Origin of the sequence: Methanosarcina hadiensis (assembly GCF_046529725.1) — an archaeon.
GTDB classification, from domain to species: Archaea; Halobacteriota; Methanosarcinia; order Methanosarcinales; family Methanosarcinaceae; genus Methanosarcina; species Methanosarcina hadiensis.
Genome location: NZ_CP136241.1, coordinates 1,294,805 through 1,317,288, shown reverse-complemented (window position 1 = coordinate 1,317,288; position 22,484 = coordinate 1,294,805). Strand labels below are relative to the sequence as shown.

The window sequence follows — 22,484 nt, the reverse complement described above, 5'->3', positions numbered from 1 at the left end:
TATGTCAAAAACGAAAAAGAAAAATAAGTTTTGCTAAATGGTAAACTTAAAATATCCTGTAAATATCCTGAAGATTCGGCTATGCGTCTGATCCCACAAAAGAGATAGTTATATCTGTGATTTCGGAATTGCTGCCAATTCGTATTGGAGGACCCCATGTGCCGAAACCAGAGGAAACAATTACCTGGTATTCCCCCTTTCTCAAATATCCCCAGCTTCTTTCAAACACACGCCTGGAAATTAAAGTGTTAGGGAAAAACTGTCCACCGTGCGTATGTCCGGATAACTGTAAATCAATTCCATTGAGCTTTCCTTCTTCCAGGTTAATAGGCTGGTGGTCTAACAGAATGATCGGAAGAGTGTGGTCTATGCCGTCAATAAGCCTGGACAGCTCCAGCCGCTGCTTCCCATTCATTCTACCTGCAATCCGGTCATCTCGACCAGCTACATAAAACTGATTATTTACTTTTATGCACCTGTCAACCAGTACGTTAATGCCAGCCTGTTGCAGGCACTCCACTGCCAGCTCACTGTTACCTCCAATGTATTCATGGTTCCCGAGAACCGCATACACTCCGTATCTGGATTTCAACTTGCTTAATATATCCGGCATTTTATTGCTGGCAAATAACCGCACATCCTCATCTATGGTATCTCCGGCAAGAAATACGATATCCGGATCAAGTTCGTTAATCCTTCTAACCATCTCTTTGAGGCGATCATTATCAACAACCAGACCGAGGTGTATGTCGGATACCATAACAGCATGAAGTTCTGGCAAATCAGGCACTGTTTTTTTGATTGTGATATCGTAATGTACGATGCGCGGATGACGAGCATTCCAGGTTCCGTACAGCAAAAGCAGAAAGACCAGAAATAAAACTGCAAGTCCCCAGTAAAATGAAGGATACTTAATTATCCGGATTTCGGGGAAGATAAGACCGGTTAAGAAGTGTAGAAAGTCAATACCAGCCCATATCAGGAGCGAATAATAAACAGCACCAAGCCAGTAGTTTCCTGTTACAGCGAAGAGATCATCAACGTATCCGGGATAAAACCTCTTCCCTAACCTGGCTGCAAAAAGCGATACTGCGAGAAACGCATAACTGCTCCAGTAGAACAGAGAATAAGGTTCTATAAGGCTCTGTATTGATTGAAAAAAGCGCAGGCCCACATAATAATTGCCGGCAACATAGATTGAGACAAAAATAGTAAAAATAGCGGGAAAAAGTAAACCTATTTTTCCGTTATTCCTTCTTTTGCCTGTCATCGTATACGGTCTTATTTTCTGCTCTATTTAATTTTTCCGGCAAATATTTTTTTCTAATTCAATTTTCATTTAATTCAGGAATTCATTCATCCAATTCAAGTATAAATCTAATTCAAACATTCATTAATTCAATATTAATTCAATATTTTATAATTAAACTGATGCCTGAATAGAGGCATCGGTAATTAAAATTTTAATACAGTTCTCGATAATTAAAATTTTATTGAAGTTTTTAGCACTTTTTTTATACTCTAACTTTTATATTTCTTTCTTTTAAATCCTCTTAAGCATAAGAGACATTATTCCTGGCTTTGAGGGCCTCATTGTCTGGGGCATAAACATGTCCATGCCTCCTGACCCGAACATTTCCTGGTTTACCCGGTTAGTTATTTCATCGAATATCATTTTATAGGCAATGCAATGCGGGTCAACAGCTTTTATCTCCCCTTCCGTGGGCACCAGAGCGTTGTAAGGGCACCCTCCCCTGCAGTATTTGATGTGGGAGCATTTGCTGCATGCGGTATCCACAAATTCCTTATATTTGTGCATAAGCCTCCAGGCATCGGATTGTGCGAGGTCTGCCATTGTAGGGCGGTCGTAAACGTTTCCCATAACGTATTCCGGCATGCCTACGAAGCGGTAGCAGGGATATATGCCTCCGTCAGGACCGACTGCAAAAGTGTCTCCCATGCAGTCCACATAGGTGCATACAGTACCCCTGCCTGTGAACACGCATTTGCACAGGTGGTCGATGTTCATGACCTCAATCTTGCCCATATTTTCCAGATACCTGTCCAGAAGGTAAATTAAAAGCTCTCCGTATTCTTTGGGGTCAAGTGCCCATTTCTCGGGGTTATCACCTTTTAAAGAAGGCAGGCAGGGGTGCAGTTTTAGAGTCAAGCCTTTCTCAAGGTAAAAATTGAAAATATCCTCCCTGAATTTTACGGAATGGGAAGTAAAGGTGGTGATGAACCTTACAGTAAGCCCGTGGTCTTTTGCAATTTCATATCCTCTCATAGTCTTTTCATAGTAGCCCTTTCCTCTCTGCAGGTCATTCAGTTCCTGAGGGCCGTCAAGGCTGGAACCTATGGGAACATTGTACCTGGCAAAAATCTCGGCTATTTCAGGGGTAAGTTTCCAGAGGTTTGTCTGTATGGCAAAAGCAATATTTCTGGGACTTAGACCCTCAACCAGTAGCGGCAAAGCTTCCCTGTAGAATTTCTCCCCTGCAAGAAGCGGCTCTCCGCCATGGAAAGTAAAGGTAACAGGATCCTGCCTGAAGATTTTGAGCCATTCAACCACTTCTTTAATAGTGTCAATGCTCATGATAGGGGATTTTTCTTCCGAACTCCAGCAGTAGTTGCAGTTAGCGGGACAACCAAGGGTAGGGATCAGCATCACATGAAAAGGCATATTTAAAGCACCCTTTTTTTAAGCTTCTTTAAATTATTAGTAGTTTTCTAAAAGTTATCTTTTCTATTCGTCAACTTTTCGTTATCTATTCGTTAGCTGTTAAGCGCTTTCTTTCTATAATTCTTAGTCATGTATTTCGAACTTCCCTGTTTATTTTTCTGTTTAATTCTCTATCTAGTTTCTTTAATTGATAGTTCACTACGTTTATTCTTCATCAGTCTGGTCTATCGAATACAATTCCTTCAAATCGGCATTTTGTGAGTTTTCTTTCACGACAGGCATAGAGAAATATTTTGAAAAGAGCATAAAGCCTGAAATAATAAGCCAGCAGAACTGGAGAGCGAAAACCGCTTAGATATACCAGTCTCTTATCGTCCCGGACAGAGTTATCAAGAAATTTTACCAATCCATCAAAGTTTTCTCTTTCAAGCGTGCTCCCTCTGGAGAGGCGGGGTCCCAGCACAGCCACATCTTCTTCCATGCCGTCCGGGCCCGTTGTGCCTTCTATGAAGCCGTAATTAAAAATTGTAGGCAGAGGAGAAAAGAAAGTTCTTTCGTACCCTTTGTCCGTTTTCTGGTATTTCCAAAAACTGTATTTTGGGGTTTCTATAACTATTTTCATGGAAATTTCCTGTATGTAATCGGAGGATATCCATTTTTATTTTTCCCAGCCTGTTTCCCTTTCACTTTCAAATTCTAAACCTTATTTTCCATTCTTTTATTCGTTGTATTCATTCTCTCCCTGATTTCCATTCATTTACTCGTATGTTCATTTTTTAACCCTGTTAATAAATTCATCCATTATCGCATTTACACTGTCAGCTTTCTCTATCATAGGCATATGTTTGCTGTCCGGTATTATTACCATTCTTGAGCCCTCTATTTGCCTGTTCAGATACCGGTTCAATTTTACAGGCGTTAGATTGTCTTTATCACCAGCAATTATCAGTGTCGGTGTTTTTATGTTAGAGACCCTGTCCCGTATATCATATTTCGTGCAGAACTCTTTAAAACATTCATAGGCTGCATACCTGGGAGTCCTTAAAGCCCTCTCTGCTGCTTCTCTCTTCATTTGCTCCGTGGGCCTATAGTACTTTTTATCGGAACCTTCTGCAAAGGTATTGTAGGGAAGAACATGCATCAGAACCCATAACATTATGCGCAGTGAGAAAGTGGACTTCGCGTCTGTTCCGATCAGCACCAGTTTGGAGACCTTTTCAGGGTGGTCAAGAGCAAAAACCATTGCAGTCATGCCTCCCATTGAATGGCCGACAAGTGTGAACCTTTCAATGTTCAGGTTCTGTGCAAAAGAATAAAGGTCGTCTGATAGAGTCTGTATGGAGTAGTTCTTCTGCGGTTTATCTGACCTGCCGTGCCCTCGTTGATCGTATGCAATTGCTCTGTGCTCTCTCGAAAAGTAGTCTATCTGAGAGCTCCACATTGAATAGTCTTCCATCCAGCCATGGACAAAAATTATAGGGTCGCCTTCTCCGCGCTCTTCATAATATAATTCTATATTATATGCCTTGACCTTCACCTCGCCATCCCCTGCTTCAAAAAAAATTAGCTTGCTTCAATAAATTAGCTTTATACTATACTGTAAATAAATTAGCTTTATATTATACTGTAAATAAATTAGCTTTATACTATACTGTAAATAAATTAGCTTTATAATATACTGTATTATACTGTATATTTGTCAGGGTGAATTTAATCATTTTCTGAGGCTGCAAGCTCTTTTCTGAAGTTTCCTGAAGTTTCGTAAATCCTTTAATAGAAATTAAGAACTGAAAGCAGGGGGTGAAAGTAAAATATAATAAGTGTATGAAAAGTGAGATGCCTGAAATATTAAGCGATCTGACAAAGAGGCTAAAGGACAAAGCCCGCAATCTTTCCAGATAGAGGTCTATTGAGATGAGTTACCGAAATAGAATAACCCTTCGAGATTCGATGAAAGGAATAGTCGAAGAACCCCTGCTTTCCCTGGTTCCAAAACGCTTTGACTATATAGGAGATATTGCAATAATCTCGATTCCTGCTGATCTCGAAGCTTATAGAGATGCTATTGTCTCAAAAATCCTTTCTATGAGAGGCAATACACGGGCTGTGCTCAATAAGGTCAGCAAACTTGAAGGAGAGCGCAGAGTAGCTCACTTCGAACTTCTTTCCGGAGAATCCGCAGAAACTTTTCACAGGGAAAACGGCTATACGTACAAAATGGATGTAAGAAAGGTTTTTTTCAACCCCAGGCTCTACTGGGAAAGGGCGCGTGTTGCTTCAAAAGTTCTGCCGGGAGAGTCTATTTTGATTCCTTTTGCAGGCGTGGGACCCTTTGTGCTCCCTTCCGCTGGAAAAAGGACAACAATTTATGCAATCGAAATAAACCCTGACGCCTGTGCCTGCCTGAAAGAAAACATCAGGCTGAACAAGCTTGAAGGACAGGTGACCGTTATCCATGGAGATGCCGATCTCATTCTCAGCGTTCCGGGTTCTTTAGAAGATAAAGGGTTTAATGTTCCGGAAAACGGCTTTGACAGGGCGATTGTACCGACCCCTTACGGAATGGACCATTTTCTCGGAAAGGTCTCAGATCTTATAAAAAAAGGCGGACACATCCATTTTTACACTTTTAAAACCGAGAATCAGATCCCTGAACTAATTGAAGATTACAAAAAAATGGGGCTTGAAGTCGAGTTTTACAGGCGAACCGGAAATGTTGCTCCAGGGGTTAGCAGGTGGGTTTTTGATTTGGTTAAAAAATGAAAGGATAAACACAGCTGCTTGACAATCAGATAAATATTCTATTCCTAGAAAGAGTTTTTCTTAATAAATTGAATCATTTTTAAAACTGTCTTAGGGCGGTTTAGAAAGACAAGCCTTTCGGCATGAGTAAGCAGAGAATAAAAGACTAATCAAGGAAGATTTATTCGAACGATTAATATATTTAAACTAAATTGTATAATAATAGATACATCTAATTATTTATTATTCAGAATAACAATTTATATAGAGAAGAATATTATAGATAATAAAAATAAAAATCATTATTTCTTCACTTCCTAATGCTGCCAATCATTTTGTCATCCTCAGCTATTAGATGTTAGATTTTACTTGCTACTCTCTTATAATGCATAGTGAATGTTACTTTATGGATTCCCATACAGAAAGCTGTTTATTATTTCTGCCTCTAGAGCCTTAAAGATCTTTTTGGCCTATATTACTGTACTCAAACTAAATTAAGAACTGTGTGTGGAGCGAGAACAGGATCCTAGAGCAGTAATTTTAGATATCAATCCGCTAAACTCAGGGAATTCAAGAGTATATAACTCAGGGAATTCAAGAGTATATAACAGATTCGGGGAAAAGAGCAAGAAACTAAGGGAAAAAAGTGCTGCATTACAGCTTGGTGAAGAGAAATAATGTAGTGGAGAAAGGGGTGGTTAGACGTTGAAAACAATCAAAATGATAATTTTGGTAGTAGCAGAAATGTGTTTACTAACAGGTTTTGTTACGATTACAACAGCTTCAACTAATATTTTAGTAGAATCGGACCATTCTTACGCTAATAATTTTGATTACATATGGCCTGCTATAACCCAACCTGGTGCAACCCAGATGAGGTTACATTTCACCGAACTGTATCTTAATAGAGCTAATGATTATCTATCCCTTAATGATAAAAATGGAAATGAACTGGTAGAATACAATTGGGCAGATAATGGAAAGGATCTCTGGACAGAATGGTTTACTGGAGACACTATAAAAGTAAGACTTCAAACAAATGGAAAAGGAACTGCTTATGGGTTTAAAATAGATAAGGTAGAAATCAGAACAAATTCCGGATTCATTACGGTTCCGTCCACAGATGTAACAGCCGTCGGGAACGATACTATCCCTGTAGCTAATACAGCAATAAAAATAGGGGAAGGAAAGGATCCAGCAATCTATGGCAAAAACGTAGTATGGTCAAATAATGGGATACATCTGTATGATTTAAACATATCGTTAGATAATCAAATAAGTCTGACCGGATTATATCCTGCAATCTATGGTAATAGAATAGTATGGCTCGATGATATCGGTGGGTTATTTAGGCTTTCTATATATGATAAATCAACAGGTGCAACATCTTACATAACGCAGAATGTTGATGATAGTAGCAAGCCTGCGATTTACGGCGACAAGATTGTTTGGAGTGCAAATTATTTTGACGGCACATACAACTCAAACGTATATCTTTACGACATTTCTACTTCTGAGCAAACAAAGATACCGAATGGATGCAATCCTGATATATATGGTGACAGGGTCGCATACATGTATTACGGTCAAGACAGCCCTGAAATCCACATATACGATATTACGACCCAGACAGACATAAAAGCAATCTCAGGTGGCTATCCAGATAATCCGCACATTTATGGAAACAATGTCATTTGCTCTGACTTCTACACTAGATTGGGTTTTATCATCTTATATGACATTGCTACCGGAAAAGAGACAGCGATTACAAACGATAGTGGTTATAGTGGTGATCCAAACAATCCAGATTGCGGGTGCGATACAGGTTTCCATAATGAAGTATTTGGAAACTCGGTTGTGTACGCGAAAGTAACCGATGACTGTTTTGGAAAGGCAGGGGTATACGTATATGATATTTCTACAGCTAAGAGCACTATGATATTCAAGGCTGGGAATAACACAAGCACTACTCCAGATATATATGACAACATTGTAATATGGGGATACGATGATTTGTATAATAATGGCACAGAGAAATTAGGCGGGGATATTTACGTTTACAAACTGTCTGGGAGTCCTACGGATTCACTCTCATCCTCCAGTATGGATATTGCAGATCTTGACAACTTGTCAGCATCTTTCTATGCTAATGTGACGTCTGGTACAGCTCCGCTTAAGGTTTTGTTTACAAGTTCGACTACAGGTAATCCATCAAGCTACTTCTGGGTGTTTGAGCCATCAACTTCAAGTGACTGGAACTCTAAACATGCAGTAACAGCGCTGCATACCTTTAGAAACCCAGGCGTTTATACGGTGAGTCTAACTGTAACTAATGATAATGGAAGTGCTACAGTTACAAGAAACAATTATATAACGGTTTCTTAATAAGTAATATGAAAAAATATTAAAATAGAGTTTAAGAAACTCCTATCTCAAATTAAAAAGCAGCAAGAAAATATGTCTCAAAAACCATTTTGAATTCTACAATTGGGTAATACCCATTTCTATTTTTAATTCATTTCCAACAAGAAAAGACAAATTTTTATCAATCAACATAGCGTATTTGCCATTCTCGCTCGAATTCCCCTTTATTCCAGCCTTTACCCCCTCCCCAACTATCATATTTCAACATTTCTTTCAGTTTTTTCCCTTCCCTTTTTATTTGCAGGACAGACCCCCTTCTTTCATCGAGCGTTACAGGAACGGTTCGGTATAGCTGAATAAGGTTGCACTGGTCAGAATAAAATATCCTATTCTAAGAAGGTTTTAGATTTTAAAATATATCTGAAACTTCCGTCAGCCTGTCTGGCGGCTCTGCCTAAAAGAAAAAAAATTGACTGAGAAAAAGAGAATCGAAGAGCAAAATGAAGAAAGTTGGGTTCTGCTTTGTTGGCAAATTTGAGATTTCTTCATGTGGTTTTTACTTGAGTGCTTTTCTTTTTGTTTTCTTTATGGGAAAGGCCGCTCTCCTACGTCGAGTGTGACAGGAACGGTTCGGTATAGCTGAATATTGTTGTTCTGGTCAGAATAAATATCCTATTCTAAAAGGGTTTTAAATTTCAAAACATATCTGAAACTTCCGTCAGCCTGTCTGGCGGCTCTGCCTAAAAGAAAAAAATTGACTGAGAAAAAGAGAATCGAAAAGCAAAATGAAGAAAGTTTGGTTCTGCTTTGTTGGCAAATTTGAGATTTCTTCATGTGTTTTTACTTGAGTACTTTTTTCTTTCGTTTTCTTTATGGGAAAGGCCGCTCTCATGCGCCGAGCGTGACAAGAACGGTTCGGTATAGCTGAATATTGTTGTTCTGGTCAGATTTTAATCAATTCTCTTGAGCTTGACCTGTTTGTAGATCAATTAATTGACCTCTAATACTGTTGTTCTGGCCAGATTTTAATCAATTCTCTTGAGCTTGACCCATTTGTAGATTAATTAATTGACCTCTAAATTAGTCCTCTTGAGCGATGTGGAGAGAGCTAAATAGATGTCACGTCGGGTTCGGATCATTGATAGGGTTCAGCTAATCGACAGTTTTAAAACTCAGCCTTTAACCAAATCTCCATTCTCAAGCCCGAGATGTTTCATAACATGGTGATAATGTTCGGAAGACAACCTTGAGTAGAAGGCTCGCTTGACCACTTCACTGAGGGACGGGTGGATATCCATCATTTTTATCATCGGTTTTGCGCTTCCTGATGCCGTATACATGAGAGGAATAATCTGGTGGATCAGGATCGAGGCATGAGGTCCTATAATATGAGCGCCCAGGATTTTGTCTTCCAGTCCGTCCAGAATTACCTTAACAAAATAATCCCTTGCTTCCATGGCGTCTCCTTTTGCGGTATCCTCAAAGAGCTTGAAGCCTATGATTACTCTTTTTTCTCCGAACTCTTCTATGGCTTCTTTTTCTGACATTCCTACCCCTGCAATTTCTGGATAGGAGAAAACTGCGTGGGGTACGGCATGGTAATCTACCTTTACTTTTTCCTGCATTATTGCGTTCAGGTAAACTACTCCGGATTCGTAGTTTCCGACATGCTTGAGAAGGTATTTTCCGTTTGCGTCCCCGAAAGCCCAGATGTTTGGCTGTGAGGTCTCAAGATACTCGTCAACTAAAATCCAGCCTTGAATGTCCGTTTTAATTCCTGCCCTTTCAGGGTGGAGGATATCAGTGTTTGGGGCTCTGCCTGTTGCTACAAGAATCTCGTCAACAATAATCCTGGTTTCCTCTCCTGAATCCCTGTCTTTTGCAATAACTGTTTTTTGCCCGCTGTCTTCTTTTTTGACTTCAATGGCTTCGTGGTTTGTAAGGATACTCATGTATTCGGACATTTTTATCCTTGCAAGTTCGGAAATTTCGGGTTCTTCCTGAGGGAGAAAATGCGGGTTCCTTCCTATTACCGTGACTTCAGCTCCCATTGCTGAAAAGAAATGCCCGTATTCGGCTCCTATGTAGCTTCCTCCGAGAATGGCAAGGCTTTTGGGGCATTCATTGAGTTCAAGCACGGTATCGCTTGTAAGGTAGCCGGTCTCTTCAAGGCCCCTAACAGGAGGGACTGAAGGCTTTGATCCCGTGCAGAGGAAGATCATTTTTGAGTAGAGGGTTTCTTCCCCGACTTTCAGAGTGTACGGAGAGATAAATTCGGCAGGTTCGGAATAGTAGTCAAGGTACTCGTTTTCTTTGAGCCCCTGTCTTATCATCTCAATATCCTCGCTTATTTTCCTGCGCATTCTCTCCATGATAGTTCGGAACTCGACATCTTTTATTTCGAGTTTTATTCCGAAAAGCGGTGCAGTTTCCAGTTCCCTGACAAGCTCCGCAGGGTAAAGCAGGAGCTTTGAAGGGATGCAACCCCGCGTAAGGCAGATCCCTCCGGGTTCGTCTTTATCTATAACAGCTATCTTCATTTCCGGGTTCGAATCAATAATGGAGTTCACATAATTCATTCCTGAACCCGTGCCTATTACAACCAGATCGTAATTTTTCATTCTTCTCCCCTCAAGCAAGAACTATATTAACCTCAACCTTTATGGACTTGCCAACTACAATTTTAAGGATTTGTCGACTACAATTTTAAGGATTTGTTAACTGCAATTTTATGGATTCGTTAACTGCAATTTTATGGATTCGTTAACTGCAATAGTTATCTGTCTGTTTTGCTAATTACATTTATTCATGGTTTAAGAAAAAGACTTTGGAAGCTTACTCCGGAAACTCATTAATATTTGGAAACATACTCAGGTAACTTATTAGATTTTGGATGTTTACTCCGGAAACGCATTCAGATATTTCTTGAAAACGCTTTATATCAGATTCAAAAAGTTATTCTACCTTTGAGTCCTTCAGAACCGAGTGAAAATCCCACCAGGCGCAAGTAATAAAAAATATAAACATTTTTTAATATTGTTCAATCTTTAAACAATAATCCGCTGGGAAAACAACTATCTATTTATAAAGAAAAATCTATTCTATCTAACTTTCCAGAAAGAATAAAAAACAAAAGATGTTAGGATGAACAGAGCTACCCCCCTCCTCGAAAACGGGTATTCCTATCACGGAATTCCTGTGATGCATGTATTATATCTCCTGCTTATTCTAATAGCTCCTTTTGCGGGGGTGGATCTCCTTTTAGTTCTTTCTCTCGGAGTTTTCCTGGTGCTGAGATTTTCCGGAAGGCAACTTTCCTGCAGCAGGGATGCGGTCAGTCTTTCTTTTTCCCTTTCACTGATGCTGTTTGTTTCCGCAATTTCCAAGGGTCTTCCCTACACATTCCCTTTTTATATAGTTCTTGCAGCCTTTGCGGTCGCAGCAGTAGGAAACCACATTACTTTTTTTTCCGAAAGAGGTTTCACGGCTGATTTTGAGTCCGAAAAGAGCAGGAGAAGGCAGAGAAGGTTCTCAATAATGTGGAGCTCTATTTTTCTTGCGCTGAGGATTATTGCAGCTTTTCTTGCAGCGAGCTGGATTGTCTACTGGCAGAAACTCCCTATTCCGTATAACTTTATCTTTTTCATAGCTGTTATCGGAGCGGTTACGGGTTCTCTTTTTGAATCCATTCCCTCGAAGATAGACCGTAATATCCCTGTGCCCCTGGGAGCAGGGATGACGATGTGGATTTTCGAGGAATTCAGGTACTGGGTGCCTCCCGAGAAAATGCTTGTAGCCCTTATCTTCTCCCTTTTCCTCGGAGCTATGGCCTACAGGGCGAAAATTGCCGATGTTTCAGCCCTTCTCAGTGCTTCCCTGCTCGGAGTCCTGATTATCGTTTTCAGCGGCCTTCCCTGGTTTTTGCTTCTGCTCACTTTCTTCATTCTGGGAGGCGGGTTTACCAGGTACAAGTATGCGTATAAAGAATCCATAGGGATCGCACAGGCTAAAGACGGAATCCGGAGTTACGAAAACGTATTCTCTAACAGTACGGCAGCCCTTGCCCTGGCAGTGGCATACGGCGTCTTTCCGGAATATAGTACCCCAATAATCTTTGCTTACATGGGCACGGTTGCAACTGCTACGGGTGATACCCTTGCAAGTGAAATTGGGACCACTGCAAAAGGAAAACCCAGAATGATAACAACCCTCAAGCTTTCAGAGCCCGGAGCCGACGGAGCAGTTTCTTCGCTTGGCGAACTTGCTGCGATCTTTGGTTCTGCGATCATAGGAGTGCTCGGTTATGCTCTCGGCATTTCAAGCGACTTTTTGCTTTCAGTTCTCATTACCACCGCAGGAGGCTTCTTCGGAACGAATATAGACAGCCTGCTGGGGGCAACTCTTCAGAAAAGAGGTCTGCTTTCAAACAGCGGGGTAAACTTTGCTGCAACTTTTGCGGGAGCAGGTGTTTCGGCAGGGATATATCTTCTGGTATCAGGATTTTAAACAAGGATACTTATATGGCAATTGGTTTTTTAGTTTCTATTTTTTTAATTTTAATTTTCCTGCAATTTTTTACTTTTGAAAGGCATCCCTTTATATCTCCAGGAATATATTCTTACCTGTGCAGGGTTATTTGCGGTGTCTTAATCAATGAATCCTTTAATGGAGAAAATAATCAACGTTTGGGGTTTTCAGGAAGGTGGTCAGATGACAGAACACGAATACGAAGGAAAAAAGATCTTACTTGTCATTGCTCAGGAGCAGTTCAGGGACGAAGAGTGTTTTGTTCCAAAACAGATATTTGAAACTGCAGGGGCAAAGGTTACGGTTGCAGCCGAGTCTGCAAATCTCGCAAAAGGGGCTCTTGGGGGGACGATCAAGCCCGATATCAGCATTTCCGAGGCCGAAATTGACGATTATGATGCAATTGTCATCTCCGGAGGAGGGGGCGCAAGAAAATACCTCTGGGACAATAGGCGCCTGCGTGACCTTGTAAAGGAAGCCGATTCAAAGAAAAAGGTAGTTTCTGCGATCTGCATCTCTCCTGTTGTCCTGGCACGAGCCGGCGTCCTAAAAGGTAATGAAAGCACTGTTTTTAATAGCCCTGATACCGTGGACGAGCTTAAGAAGCATGGGGCTGTTTACCAGGACAGGGACGTTGTAGTTTCGGGCAGGATAATAACAGGGCGGGACCCAAAAAGTGCTCAGGCTTTCGGAAAAGCTGTCCTTAAAGCCCTCAAAAAAGCATAATACACCTTTAAAGCTGAGATTTCAATACGGAAATCAAATAAAACAAAAGCAAGCATAAAAGCAGGTGTCCTGTTATGAACGCAGAACTTGAAGCCGTAATGTCTTACCATCAGACCAGCAAGCATGGTTTTAGAGCTTATGCTCCAGGCCCCAGGTTCCTTGAAATGGAAATCCGGCCGGATCCTTTTCTTAATTACAGGGGAGCTCAGGTTTTAAAGCTGGATACCTGGAGTGAGGAAGACATAAAATCCGGACTTTTCCCCACATATGAGCAGGCTTTTCGTCCGGAAAAAATTGGACCTTCTGGACTGAACCGGACCAGTGTTTCTCAGCTTCTTTTTGACAGCTTTGCTCTTTCGGTATGGAAGAGAACAGGAAGTGCGCAATGGGCTCTCCGCATCAATCCTTCAAGCGGGAACCTTCACCCAACAGAGGTCTACCTTATTTCAGGTCCTGTTCCGAAGCTCCTGGAAAAACCTTCTGTCTGCCATTATGCTCCCCTGCAGCACGCACTTGAAGTAAGAACGGAATTTTCCAGGGAAACCTGGGAAAAACTGAGTTACGGGTTTCCGGAAGGCACATTCTTCATAGGTTTTGCTTCAATTTACTGGCGGGTTGCCTGGAAATACGGCGTCCGGGCTTTCAGGTATGCAAACCATGATCTCGGGCATGCTATTGCTGCTTTAACCTTTGCTGCGGCAGGGCTTGGCTGGAAGACATGCCTGCTTTCGGATATGGCTTCCGAAGACATTGCAAGAGTTCTGGGCATTTCCGGAAGGCAGGGGCCTGAAAGAGAAGAGCCTGCCTGTCTGCTTGCGGTCTATCCTTCGGGAAAAGAATCCCTGCCCGGAAAGGTCCCTTTACCTGCAGTTGCAGATTTTGAAAAACTTTCCTGGAATGGTGTCCCTAACCGCCTGAGCCCTGAACATGTGGAATGGGCTGGCATTGAAACAGCTTCTTCAGCTGCCAGAAAAGGAGAAACTGGCCATATAAGTGATAAAAAGCCGGAAACAAAGCTCGAAAAGCGAGTCTCAGCTTTATCCGGGGAAATTACCAGCCACAGGGCTCATCCGGGCCCGGAGGCTGTATCTCTGCGAAGTGTAATCCACAGGCGGAGAAGTGCTATTGAGATGAATAATAGCGCTTATATGGACGAAGAAGACTTCTACGGTATGCTGCGCAGAACCCTCCCGAATAAAAACCTCATTTCCGGTACGCTTGCTTTTGGGCCCTTTGCACACCTTCTTATTTTTGTAAACAGGGTAAAAGGGCTTCGTGAAGGCCTTTATATCTTCCTGAGAAAGCCCGGAGAAAAAGAGGAGTTTAAAGCCAGATTCAAACCGGATTTCCTGTGGGAAAAGCCTGAAAACTGCCCTTATGATCTTGAACTTTACATGCTTGTAGAAGAGGCACTTTACGATTTCGCAGCCCAGCTTTCCTGTTCTCAGAGAAAAGCAGCAGATGCCTGTTTCACTGCCTGCATGCTTTCCGAATTTGAAGAGCCGCTGAAAACATTTGGCTCATGGATGTACCCGTACCTTTTCTGGGAATGCGGAGCCCTGGGACAGATCCTTTACCTTGAAGCAGAAGCCCGCGGTTTCAGGGGCTGCGGAATAGGATGTTTTTTTGACGACCCCCTGCATGAAATCCTGGGGCTTGAAGGGCTTGAGTACCAGGACCTCTACCATTTTGCAGTTGGCTCGCCACTTCAGGAAATTGGTGTTGTGACATTTCCTGCATACAGGGAATAATTTTGCTTTTTTATAGAAATCTGATACTTATTCTGAGGGTTTCTTGGATACTTCTGAATGTTTCTCTAGTAACCGGGAGACCATTACTTTGTCTATTCTATTGCCGTCCATATCAACCACTTCATACTTCAGTCCCATGAGTTCAAAATGGTCTCCTGTTTTAGGAATACGCTGCAAAATAAACATGACCAGCCCGGCAATGGTCCGGTAATATCCCTGTTCCTCCCCTGGAAAATAATCAACTGATAATACATCCTTTAATTTTTCTACAGGCATATCCCCGTCAATAAGCCAGGATCCATTTTCCAGAACGGTAATCTGGGCTTCTGCTGGTTCCCCAATTGAACGGACATCTCCTACTATAGCTTCAAGGATGTCGTGAAGGGTAACTATTCCCTGGATGCTTCCATACTCATCTGTGACCAGGGCAATATGTACGCCTGTTTCCTTAAAAGACTCAAGGAGTTTCAGGACCGAAATAGCTTCAGGCGCAAAAAGAGGTCTGGTAATCGAGGCTCTGATATCAACGGTGCCACTTTCTACAAGCTTTGCCAGGATATTTTTTACGGATACCATACCGACAACATTATCCAGGTCCCGTTCGTATGCCGGAAAATTGGATCTGCCGCTTTCAATCATCTTCCGAATGTTTTCGTCAACAGGATCGTCCAGGTCGAGTGCGATAATGTCAGTGCGGTGCGTCATCAGCGATTCAACCCTGCGGTCTCCTATGTCAAAAACGCCTTCTATCATACTCAACTCAGCTTTTTCAAATACTCCGGCTTCGGTTCCTTCCTCAAGCATAATCTTGATTTCTTCTTCTGTGACCGGTGGCCCGGTTATTTTCCGGACTCTCATTAGCCGCAGAACCGTTTCGGTTGAGTAGCTCAGGATAAATACAAGTGGTTTTGCCAAAAGAGATAGGAATAACATAGGTTTTGCAACATGAGAAGCAATAGCTTCCGCGTTATTAAGTGCAAGCCGTTTTGGAACAATTTCTCCGAAAACTAAGGTAAGATAAGTGATTATGAGTACTACGAGAGTAATGCTGAGAGTGCGACTGTATTGAGCAAGAACAGGAAACTGTTGGATATAAATCTCGAGTTCACCTGCTATGGTGGCTCCTCCGAACGCGCCGGCAAAGATTCCCACAAGGGTAATTCCTATCTGGATTGTAGAGAGAAACGGAGTGGGCTCATTTGCGAGCTTAAGCGCGGTGGCTGCCCTTGCATCTCCCCCTTCCGCCCTCTGTCTGAGGCGGGTTTTCTTGGCTGAAACCAGGGCAAACTCCGACATGGAAAATATTCCATTGAGTGCAATAAGGACAAGAATTATGATAATATCAAATAAATAAGGCATTTTTCAAATATTAGACGGATTATAATTTAAAGTTAATTACAGGACAGGTTCTATTAAATTAATTCTGAAGACTGTATGAACTGCCTGCTGTTTAAAAAGTGAAGGCAAAAAATTGCCTTTTCGTTATTTTTTTATATATCAGTTATTTTTTTATATATCAGTTATTTTTTTCTTTATTCGTTACTTTTTGTTCAGCTCTTCTGATTCCTTTTTCTTTCTTCTTCTCAGAGCCGGCCTTCTTACAAATCCGGGCTGTGATGGGGGGAGAGGTATCTCGCACCCGGATCCAATTTCGCATTCCACTACGATTCCGCGGAGCAGGCGGCCCAGAATGTCCGAGCCTGTGATTATGCGCTTTTCTTCGCCCCAGTAAAGGATCAGGTCCTGGTCAATTACATCATCTTCCGGATACTGCGGATATACCTTGAACTGTCGGATCACTTTCTCAAGCCTGGTTTGAGGTGATTTTACCACTACAGGGAAATGGCAGTAAGAGAGCGGAATGAAAGGACCTTTTTTATAAACCGCATCTCTTAGAAAGCCGTCTGCATCAAGCACCATTACAGGCTCGTCCGCAGGGTTGGTAATGACCACCCATTTTTTCCCGGAAGCTTCAATCTTCTGAAGAAAGGGGTCGGAGGGTTCCCTTTTAAACGGTGGAAATAAAGGCCGGTTATTCTCTACAGGCAGGGAGATGATGCTTCTTGAATCTATTATGGAGCCTTCGTCAGAAATGCTGACATCATCTATGGAAAGGAAGTTCAGGGCTCCTATCCCTTCAAAAGTGCCTATATCGGTTTTTCCTGACTCGATATGTTTTTCGAGCATAATTCTCATTGATTGTTCCCTGAAGAGCTCGAGTTTTTCCCTGCCAAGCCACCAGTCAAGAACAAGCGCTGTCGGTTTTGCCACCGGATAGAGAAGCATCTGGTAAAAGCGGACAAGAGGCGTCAGCTTTGCCCCGAGCACAAGCGCATTCCTCGAAAAATAAGCCTGAGGCACGATCTCTCCGAAGCAGGTAATACCAAAGGTCGAGAAGAGAAATGCTGAGGCTCCAGCCATCACGGAGTCCGTAAGCAGGGCAATTAGGACGTTTACACCCACATTTCCCCAGAGCAAAGTCGTAAGCAGGAAATTGGAATCTCGTCTGATCTGCAAAATTTTTATAGCGTTTTTATTATTTGCTTCCGCCTCAATTTCAAGCTTCAGCCTACCAAGCCCGAAAACACCTATAGTCATTCCTGAAAAAATGGCAGACTGCGTGAGGCAAAGCCCAATTAGCATCCATGTAAAAATTTCATTCATTGCGAGTCTATGACCTCTATAATATCAGTATAAAATATCAGTATAAAACTATCGAATCCTTAATCAGTTTATCTCTTATAAACTTAATCTCATAAATTTAGGCGTAATCTAATGCTTTAACTTTTCGTAAGTTGATGTTTTTGTTTTCTGTTTCATTATTCGTACAGGCTATTGATGGGATTTGATTGTTTTTAATTCTTTAAGGTTTATTCTTTCTTAACGGGAGAAGTTTTTACCTTGTTCTTAAGTTTAATAAATGTTGAAACAAACTATAAGCATATAATTAGCTTCTGTGAATTAAAAAAGATCTATTTTTTGCTTTACTTTTTGGTTTTTGCTTTACTTTTTGGTTTTTGCTTACTCTTTGGGCTAAGGGTGATATTGCTCTCTTAAATGATAACCAGTAAGTTTGTTTCAGTTATAACTCAAAATTAGGCTCTTTAACAATAGAATTTAACAATTCCTTTGTAGATTTAATCTGTTCATCGTTTCCATCTATTGCAAGCCAGATAGCGCCCTCAGCTCCATTTACTCCGCCACCTGCAACCTGTTTTGCACCTGCACCAGTAAGAAGTGAAATTGCTTCGATTTCAGTGACAATTTCACCGGCTACGGGTAATAAACGGGGACCATGCGAACCTGGAGCATTTAATTTCAGTGCTAAATCGTTTAAATCGTCGTAAACGCGTTTCTCAAGTCCTGCAGGAAGTATTAACCTGACACGCCGGCCTACAACTGCCTGAATCGATGCGGCAATAGTTCCGCCATGTGGATCTCCAATGTAAATGCCTGCCTGTCCTTTTGGAAGGTTCAATGCATTAACTCCTTTTAAAATCACGTCTCCTTCCTTCAAATCATCCACAACGTTAAAAATGGTTTCTCCCTGCTTCCAGACACCTTTTTTAATTACTACATCCCCTGGAAAACCAGTTTCATCTTTAATACGGCCGGAACTGGTTACAGGATCTCCAGGAGGCAGTACAATACCCCTGAAGAACCTCTTTCTCGAAAAATTTTCTGCTTGACCTGTGATAGACAATATTTCTTCAGCTACGTAACCATTTGTAGTTCCAGCAATTATAACAATGGTTCCACTTGCAAGAGCTTCATTTACTGCTGGATGTTTTGCCAGAGCTTTTGCTATTAATCTTTTACCTGCAGCCGGGGTCATTAAAAACTGTTCCATTTATTTTCACCCTTAATTATTGACTCAGCTCTAAAATCTAATAGTAGAGATAATATAACATCGTTACTCAAAACTTATAATCTTATAATTTTGTGATGATGTTATGGTACAACACTGGGAACTATAATCTAATTCTTAATCAAAAATCCAATTTTTAATTAAAATTTTTGTCAGGAAAAAGCTGTTGCTATAATATTCTCGTCAGCCTTCTTAAAAAAGCTCGCTTGTTGACCAAAAACCCAATTAGAAATGGTTATGTAACTATGAAGACCAGAGACCTTTATCCAAGGTCTTATTTTTCATATTACTCTTTTTCAGATTCCTCTGGCCGTAATAGCTCATTTATATACATGTCAAGAATTGTCAGGATAAACTCAAACTACAGCATCGGATCTTTATGGATATCCGTTTTGAAAGCTTTTCCTGTCAGAGAGCAGGCTTGCAATTAAGGCGAGCAGATAGAAAGTTAAATGAGAATACGCATAATCAGGCTATCCGTATTCAAAGCTAACCATTATTCAAAGCTAACCATAATAGTGAGTTCAAAAAAAGATTGTCATCCATTATGGAGCTAATCCCGTTTAAAACCCTTTACTTTGAGGAAGTAAGAGACATCTGTTTACTCATCACTTTAAGCTTCTTGATTGCTAAGACTGTTGCCTGAGATTCTTTGTAAACCCTGTCTTCGTAATAACTTATGATCTCGTCAACCGGAGCTGTAAGAGAATAGATCTTCATAGGTCGCCCTTTTCCGGACTTTTTTTCCGAGCGCATACTAACCCAGAACTTATTGCACATTAACCTCATTACAATGCTTACTTCGGGCTGCCTTAATCCAGTACTTATTTCAATTTCACGGGATGAAGCCTCTTCTACATTCATAAGGTATGTCATGGTTGTAGCGGTATTTCTTGACATCCCGAGATTGCTTAATGCTTTAATAAAAATGTAGTCATCTTCGTCCAGCATTTTTACTTCAGAGTCTTTCATAATAACCCCTTGATATTTCTAGTTTTATGGATAGTATGTCAACTTAAAAAGCGTTTTATAATTACTTATTAAAATCAATGGTACCTTATAAACATTTTCAAAATATATGCATTTAATCTATTTTTGAAGCTTGAAGTTTAAAAAATGCTGATTTTTTGGTTTAATGTTATTTATTTAAATAGTTTAATAAAGGACAGGGACTAGCAGTGCAAAGAATCCAATTAAAAGAATATTTCGATTCAGTACAGGCCTATTTGTAACTATAAGGGTTCTTCCAGATTATATTTGTCCTTTTGAATATCCGCTGGACATACAAACATAAACTGTCTGATAAGATGTATTAAGATGTATTACCAGCATCTAAATATACTTGAAATGAAGAGAAACTGCGCTGGTTTCTACACCGGTACAGAGTACACTCTTATGTTATGCCAGATATGGAAAAAGCAGAATTCTAATCGAGTCTACTTTGATTTACGTAACAACATTTAAAGAGTTATATGAGATTAGGCCTAAAAAGCAAATAAGTAAAGGAGCCTTGGAAGATTAGAAGAATATCAAATAAAGTTAGCTTACTACCAAAGTTAGCTTACTATCAAAGTTAGCTTACTACCAAGTTAGTTTACTATCTTTTTGTTCTGCCCCTACAAAAGAGATAGCCGGTTTTATTCAGCTCTGAAAAACGTATTTTTACCTTATTATTTCTCTTTCGCATCCTGAACAAATTACGTCTGCCATAGTCCTGGGGTGCTTAATACAGAGTCCTCCATATTTGCACTGAACCATTAATTTTATTCCATCATTTACCAAATTGCTCTTATCTCTCTTTCTTTTTATCATCGTCTCTCCGATTCTACCTCTCTAACTCGTTCTGGCAGCTTATTAAGTTGTTCCTGTCATTTAGCAGAACATTTATAAGTTCCTTCATTTTCGCTTTCTGTTTTGCGCTTTTCTTACAGTAACCAGGTACAAATGTCAGGGCTATAGCTCCTGGACTAAGATCAAATATATCCCGGACAGCTCTACAACGCAATTAAAACAAGTAATATGAATATTTTTTCAGTCTTAACCCGCTTCACTTTAAATTATCAATTGCATCTTTTAAAAGGATACGATAACAATAATCTTCTGAATCACAGTCTGATACAAGGTATACATCATGTAACTTGCTTTCTTGTGCAATAATTTTTATCAGCTCCTGGCAGATTGGATTTTTTAGTTGATTGAAATATTTCTTTTTGAACCCATCCCACGTTACACTACCCAGCTTATACTGGCGGAGCAATTCGTCGGGTGGAGATAAGTTACTACATTCCTGAATCTGATTAAAGCAAATGTATTTAGGATGATGTTGCATTACAATATAGAATTGTGCCTCTGGATTTTTGCAGAGAATATCTTTCAAATGTGCAAAATCAGTTTCCAGTAACATTTTAACCTCCAGTATATCTGTTAAATCCTTCGTTCGTAATACCATATTTTTCAGGTAATTGAACTTTCATCTCTGCCGTTTATTTTGCTGTCTTCATCTTTTTATTTTCCAATTTTTTACTTTCAACAATCTTATTTCATTCTTTTATCCAACACTATATTAATTTTTTGAATACTTAAATGTATTATTCTGGTAATACATCCATTTGTTATTAGAAAAGCATTTAATAATAGTGGTATTTATGTTTCATCAGTTAACGATTTTATGCATAAGTTTGAATACTGCCTGTAGCGTATTTCAGACATAATTCTTAGATCTTGCATACAGAATACCGTTTTTAGTATTTATTGTCTTAATTGAATCCAGATGAGTACATTTATGCATACATTTATCGTTATTGTGCATTATACACCATCCTGATAAAGCTAATAAAAATATATAAAAAATGATGGGGGAAGTATGGAACTCACTTCAATTCAAAAAAATATCACTATTGCGTTAATTAACCTGCACAGGCAAAAAGACAGATCAATTAAAGGGGAAGAAATCGCTGAGGTTATCCAGCGTAATCCCGGAACTGTTCGTAATCAGATGCAGTTGTTAAAGGCTCTGGGTTTAGTAGAAGGTATCCCCGGACCAAGAGGAGGATACAAACCTACAGGAACTGCGTATGATACTTTGCGCATCCAGCAATTTGACAATGAATCAGCGGTTCCGATTTATATAAATGATCTTGCAGTTAATGGTGCTACAGCTGCAGAAATAAGCTTCACGACAGTAAGCAATTCTGAAGCCTGCAATGGAGTCATCCGCGTACTCGGAAGCACAAAGGACTTTTTAATGGACGACAAAATTCAGATAGGCCCGACTCCTGTGAATCGACTGACAATCCGAGGAGAAGTTACGGGAAGGGATGATACCAGTAATTCTATTCTCTTCAATATTACCGAAATGATATCTCTCCCTAAAAAACACGTTAAACACTATATGAAGTATCCTCCTTTGCTTGTAGATCTGAATGCCAGTATTCAGGAAGCAACGAGACTTTTTTTAAGAAACAATGTTCACGGAGCTCCTGTTGATAACAAAGGAAAAATAGTAGGGATAGTTACCTACACAGATATTGCCAACGCCATTGCTCAAGGAAAACCAAGCGTAAAAGTAAAAGATATCATGACAAAGGAACTTATTACCGTTGATGGGGATATGCAACTCTATGACGTAGTAAAACTCTTCCGCAAATATAGTATAGAAAGGCTTATTGTAACAATCAACGGGGTACCCAAGGGAACTCTGTCAAAAACCGAAGTCCTGAACGAACTTACAATTTATTAAGACCAAGATAATGGGCTCAATTCTCTATATTATTTGTTCTGTATGTTCTACATGACTTATTTTAACGTACAAAATAAGTTCCTG

The 22,484-nt window shown here is 40.4% G+C and carries 18 protein-coding genes; 6 read left to right on the top strand and 12 right to left on the bottom strand.

What is annotated here, in order from left to right; genetic code table 11:
- Positions 1-79: 79 nt before the first annotated feature.
- From RSJ42_RS05690 to RSJ42_RS05675, 4 genes are all read right to left on the bottom strand, one after another.
- Positions 80-1,270, bottom strand: coding sequence for a metallophosphoesterase (locus RSJ42_RS05690; RefSeq protein WP_410509705.1), 1,191 nt, complete (start codon positions 1,268-1,270; stop codon positions 80-82).
- A 273-nt stretch (positions 1,271-1,543) separates the two neighbouring features.
- Complete coding sequence (locus RSJ42_RS05685) at positions 1,544-2,683, bottom strand: TIGR04083 family peptide-modifying radical SAM enzyme (protein WP_410509704.1); 1,140 nt, start codon at positions 2,681-2,683, stop codon at positions 1,544-1,546.
- A gap of 214 nt (positions 2,684-2,897) precedes the next feature.
- Positions 2,898-3,305, bottom strand: coding sequence for an inorganic diphosphatase (locus RSJ42_RS05680; protein WP_410509703.1), 408 nt, complete (start codon positions 3,303-3,305; stop codon positions 2,898-2,900).
- Positions 3,306-3,452: 147 nt separating this feature from the next.
- Complete coding sequence (locus RSJ42_RS05675; RefSeq protein WP_410509702.1) at positions 3,453-4,220, bottom strand: alpha/beta fold hydrolase; 768 nt, start codon at positions 4,218-4,220, stop codon at positions 3,453-3,455.
- Positions 4,221-4,597: 377 nt separating this feature from the next.
- Here RSJ42_RS05675 and RSJ42_RS05670 point away from each other — a divergent pair, with 377 nt between their 5' ends.
- Both RSJ42_RS05670 and RSJ42_RS05665 read left to right on the top strand, forming a co-directional pair.
- Positions 4,598-5,446, top strand: a complete 849-nt coding sequence (locus RSJ42_RS05670) for a class I SAM-dependent methyltransferase (RefSeq protein ID WP_410509701.1) — start codon at positions 4,598-4,600, stop codon at positions 5,444-5,446.
- A gap of 684 nt (positions 5,447-6,130) precedes the next feature.
- Entirely contained in the window at positions 6,131-7,810 is a 1,680-nt protein-coding gene (locus tag RSJ42_RS05665) for a PKD domain-containing protein (RefSeq protein WP_410509700.1), read from the top strand.
- A 96-nt stretch (positions 7,811-7,906) separates the two neighbouring features.
- Here RSJ42_RS05665 and RSJ42_RS05660 read toward each other — a convergent pair whose 3' ends face one another.
- Complete coding sequence (locus tag RSJ42_RS05660; protein WP_410509699.1) at positions 7,907-8,047, bottom strand: hypothetical protein; 141 nt, start codon at positions 8,045-8,047, stop codon at positions 7,907-7,909.
- A 914-nt stretch (positions 8,048-8,961) separates the two neighbouring features.
- On the bottom strand, positions 8,962-10,410 hold the full coding sequence (locus tag RSJ42_RS05655; protein ID WP_410509698.1) for a dihydrolipoyl dehydrogenase: 1,449 nt from the start codon (positions 10,408-10,410) through the stop codon (positions 8,962-8,964).
- 523 nt (positions 10,411-10,933) lie between these two features.
- Between RSJ42_RS05655 and RSJ42_RS05650 the strand changes: the two genes are divergently transcribed.
- From RSJ42_RS05650 to RSJ42_RS05640, 3 genes are all read left to right on the top strand, one after another.
- Positions 10,934-12,295: a TIGR00297 family protein gene (locus RSJ42_RS05650; protein WP_410509697.1), complete on the top strand. Its 1,362-nt coding sequence runs from the start codon at positions 10,934-10,936 to the stop codon at positions 12,293-12,295.
- A gap of 204 nt (positions 12,296-12,499) precedes the next feature.
- Complete coding sequence (locus RSJ42_RS05645) at positions 12,500-13,042, top strand: DJ-1/PfpI family protein (protein ID WP_410509696.1); 543 nt, start codon at positions 12,500-12,502, stop codon at positions 13,040-13,042.
- A 74-nt stretch (positions 13,043-13,116) separates the two neighbouring features.
- Entirely contained in the window at positions 13,117-14,793 is a 1,677-nt protein-coding gene (locus tag RSJ42_RS05640) for a nitroreductase family protein (protein WP_410509695.1), read from the top strand.
- A 27-nt stretch (positions 14,794-14,820) separates the two neighbouring features.
- Here RSJ42_RS05640 and RSJ42_RS05635 read toward each other — a convergent pair whose 3' ends face one another.
- From RSJ42_RS05635 to RSJ42_RS05610, 6 genes are all read right to left on the bottom strand, one after another.
- On the bottom strand, positions 14,821-16,152 hold the full coding sequence (locus RSJ42_RS05635) for a hemolysin family protein (protein ID WP_410509694.1): 1,332 nt from the start codon (positions 16,150-16,152) through the stop codon (positions 14,821-14,823).
- Between the two features lie 180 nt (positions 16,153-16,332).
- On the bottom strand, positions 16,333-17,457 hold the full coding sequence (locus RSJ42_RS05630) for a DUF21 domain-containing protein (protein ID WP_410509693.1): 1,125 nt from the start codon (positions 17,455-17,457) through the stop codon (positions 16,333-16,335).
- 418 nt (positions 17,458-17,875) lie between these two features.
- On the bottom strand, positions 17,876-18,643 hold the full coding sequence (locus RSJ42_RS05625; protein WP_410509692.1) for a hypothetical protein: 768 nt from the start codon (positions 18,641-18,643) through the stop codon (positions 17,876-17,878).
- A 591-nt stretch (positions 18,644-19,234) separates the two neighbouring features.
- Positions 19,235-19,633, bottom strand: a complete 399-nt coding sequence (locus RSJ42_RS05620) for a transcriptional regulator protein (protein WP_410509691.1) — start codon at positions 19,631-19,633, stop codon at positions 19,235-19,237.
- Between the two features lie 690 nt (positions 19,634-20,323).
- Complete coding sequence (locus RSJ42_RS05615; protein WP_410509690.1) at positions 20,324-20,473, bottom strand: hypothetical protein; 150 nt, start codon at positions 20,471-20,473, stop codon at positions 20,324-20,326.
- A 235-nt stretch (positions 20,474-20,708) separates the two neighbouring features.
- On the bottom strand, positions 20,709-21,065 hold the full coding sequence (locus RSJ42_RS05610) for a DUF488 family protein (RefSeq protein WP_410509689.1): 357 nt from the start codon (positions 21,063-21,065) through the stop codon (positions 20,709-20,711).
- Positions 21,066-21,524: 459 nt separating this feature from the next.
- Here RSJ42_RS05610 and RSJ42_RS05605 point away from each other — a divergent pair, with 459 nt between their 5' ends.
- Positions 21,525-22,400: a CBS domain-containing protein gene (locus RSJ42_RS05605; protein ID WP_410509688.1), complete on the top strand. Its 876-nt coding sequence runs from the start codon at positions 21,525-21,527 to the stop codon at positions 22,398-22,400.
- The last annotated feature ends 84 nt before the right edge of the window (positions 22,401-22,484 follow it).